Source organism: Sphingomonas bacterium, assembly GCF_903644055.1.
Lineage (GTDB): Bacteria > Pseudomonadota > Alphaproteobacteria > Sphingomonadales > Sphingomonadaceae > Sphingomonas_I.
Map to the genome: position 1 here is coordinate 1 of NZ_CAHJXD010000138.1, position 3,043 is coordinate 3,043.

3 protein-coding genes are annotated in these 3,043 nt (G+C 65.2%); all 3 read left to right on the forward strand.

Annotated features, from left to right (window positions below; all coding sequences use genetic code 11):
* The coding region (nuoG, locus tag HUU94_RS05945; protein ID WP_174274182.1) for an NADH-quinone oxidoreductase subunit NuoG at positions 1 to 1,855 on the forward strand (1,855 nt) is incomplete at its 5' end.
* Positions 1,855 to 2,256: a clan AA aspartic protease gene (locus HUU94_RS05950; RefSeq protein WP_174274183.1), complete on the forward strand. Its 402-nt coding sequence runs from the start codon at positions 1,855 to 1,857 to the stop codon at positions 2,254 to 2,256. The genes nuoG and HUU94_RS05950, both read left to right, overlap by 1 nt.
* Positions 2,253 to 3,043: complex I subunit 1/NuoH family protein (locus HUU94_RS05955; RefSeq protein WP_174274184.1), on the forward strand; the 791-nt coding region annotated here is incomplete at its 3' end. The genes HUU94_RS05950 and HUU94_RS05955, both read left to right, overlap by 4 nt.

The following is a 3,043-nucleotide window of genomic DNA, read 5'->3' on the forward strand; positions in this document are numbered from 1 at the left end:
CGAGGTGAAGCCGGGGCCGCCCAAGCCGCAGGCGAGCTGCGCGCTGCCCGCCGCCGACAAGCAGGAGGTCTTCACCAACACCGCGATGGTGAAGAAGGCGCGCGAAGGCGTGATGGAATTCCTGCTGATCAACCATCCGCTCGATTGCCCGATCTGCGACCAGGGCGGCGAGTGCGACCTGCAGGACCAGAGCCTTGCCTACGGGCGCGGGCACACGCGCTATCATGAGAACAAGCGCGCGGTGACCGAGAAATATATGGGGCCGATCGTCAAGACGGTGATGACCCGCTGCATCCAGTGCACGCGCTGCGTGCGCTTCGCCGAGGAGGTCGCCGGCGTCGAAGAAATCGGCGCGCTGTATCGCGGCGAGAATATGCAGATCACCTCCTATCTGGAGAAAGCGATCACCTCCGAGCTTTCGGGCAATGTCGTCGATCTCTGCCCGGTGGGGGCGCTGACCTCGAAGCCCTATGCGTTCGAAGCGCGGCCGTGGGAGCTCAAGAAGACCTTCGCGATCGACGTGATGGACGCGGTCGGCACCAACATCCGGCTCGACAGCCGGGGGCGGCAGGTGCTGCGCGCGCTGCCCCGCGTCAACGAGGAGGTCAACGAGGAATGGGCGTCGGACAAGACGCGGCATGCGGTGGACGGCCTCGTGCGGCGGCGGCTCGACAAGCCCTATCTGCGCCGCGACGGCAAGCTGACGCCGGCGAGCTGGGCCGAGGCGTTCGCGGCGATCAAGGCGGTGGACGCGGGATCGAGCGTCGCGGCGATCGCGGGGCCGCTGGTCGATTGCGAGACGCTGTATGCGGCCAAGGCGCTGCTGGCGCGGATGGGATCGAACCTGCTCGAAGGGCGGGACAATGGGCTGACCTACGATGCGTCGAGCCTCGCGGCGGTCAATTTCAACTCGACGATCGCCGGGATCGAGACGGCGGACGCGATCCTGCTGGTGGGGACCAACGTCCGCTGGGAAGCGCCGCTGGTCAACACGCGCATTCGCAAGGCGGTGAAGCGCGGCGCCAAAGTGTTCCTGATCGGCGAGGCGATCGATCTTACCTATCCGGTGACGTGCCTGGGCAACGATCTCGGACTGCTGGGCGATCTGCCCGAGGCGGTGATCGCGGCGTTCGGCAAGGCGGAGCGGCCGGCGGTGATCGTCGGCGGCGGCGCGATGGCGGCGGGGCAGGGGGCAAGCCTGGCGCTGATCGAGACGCTCGGCCTGATCAAGGAAGGCTGGAACGGCTATAACGTGCTGCATATTTCGGCGGCGCGGATGGGCGGGCTGATGCTCGGTTACGCGCAGCCGGGCGGGATCGCCGATGTCGCCGCCGCCAAGCCAAAGCTCGCGCTGCTGCTGGGCAGCGAGGATCTTGACATTAACCCATTTGGTGATATGTGTAAGGTCTACATCGGTCATCATGGTGATTCGGGGGCGGCGATGGCGGACGTGATCCTGCCGGCGGCAAGCTATGCGGAAAAGAGCGGCACCTACGTCAACCTCGAGGGACGGGTGCAGCGCGGCGACCGGGCGGTGTTCCCGCCGGGCGACGCGCGTGAGGATTGGGCGATCCTGCGCGCGCTTTCTGAAGTGCTGGGGCACAGGCTGCCGTTCGACACGCTCGACGAGCTTCGCGTCGCGATGGTCGCCGACGTGCTCGCGCTGGGCGATATCGGCGAGATCGCGCGGTTCGCGTGGAGCCCGCCGAGCCTCGACACGGCCGCGAGCGGCGCGATCCGCTATCCGATCAAGGATTTCTACCTGACCAACGCGATCGCGCGCGCCAGCGACACGATGCGGCGCTGCTCGGCGGAGCTGCTGCATGGCGAAAGCTATGCGGAGGCGGCGGAGTAATGGGTCTGATTCACGCCGATGTCGAACTGGCGAATGCCCGGAACGACGCGCTCTATCCGATGACCGTCCACGCGCTGGTCGACGGCGGCGCGCTTCATCTTTGCATTCCGCAACATGTCGCAACCCAGCTTGAGCTGCCGGTGCTCGATCGACGCGAGGTCACGATAGCGGACGGCAAGGCACAAACGGTCGATTATGTCGGTCCAGTCCGCATCCGTTTTGCCAACCGTCAATGTCTCGTCGGAGCGCTGGTGCTCGGCGACCAGCCATTGCTCGGCGCGATACCGATGGAAGACATGGATCTCGTGATCAGTCCTTCCCGCCAGACGGTGACGGTCAATCCCGCGAGCCCCAATATCGCCGCTTCGATGGTGATGGGCTTTCGGACCGCGCACCTATGACCAATTGGTTCACCGGCTTCCTGCCCTACGGCGGGGCGTGGTTCGTCGCGACGTTGATCGATATCCTCGTGATCGCGCTGCCGCTGATGCTGGCGGTGGCGATGATCATCTATGCCGATCGCAAGATCTGGGCGGCGATGGCGCTGCGGCGGGGCCCCAACGTGGTCGGGCCGTTCGGGCTGTTGCAGAGCTTCGCCGACGGGCTCAAGGTGTTCTTGCAAGAGACGATCATCCCCTCGGCGGCCAATCGCGGGCTGTTCCTGATCGCGCCGATCATAACCTTCACGGTGGCGCTCGCCGCCTGGGCGGTGATCCCGTTCGGGCCGCACGCGGTGCTCGCCAACATCAACGTTGGGCTGCTCTACCTGCTCGCGATCAGCTCGACGGGGGTTTACGGAGTGATCCTCTCTGGCTGGGCGTCCAACTCCAAATATCCCTTCTATTCGGCGATCCGCGCCGCCGCGCAGATGGTGAGCTATGAGGTTTCGATCGGCTTCGTGCTGATCACCGTCGTGCTGTGGGCGGGGACGTTCAACCTCAACGGTATCGTCGACATGCAGCGCGCGCATGTGCTGCACTTCATCAACGCGTTCGGGTTCAATCCCCTGCTGTTTCCGATGGCGGTGGTGTTCCTGATCTCGTCGATGGCGGAGACGCAGCGCGCGCCGTTCGACCTGACCGAGGCGGAGAGCGAGATCGTCGCGGGCTATCAGACCGAATATTCGTCGATGAGCTTCGCGCTCTTCTGGCTCGGCGAATATGGCAACGTGCTGCTGATGTGCGCGCT

Coding starts and splice junctions, on each gene's coding strand:
- HUU94_RS05950 (WP_174274183.1), top strand. CDS start 1,855: ATGGGTCTGATTCACGCCGATGTCGAACTGGCGAATGCCCGGAACGAC.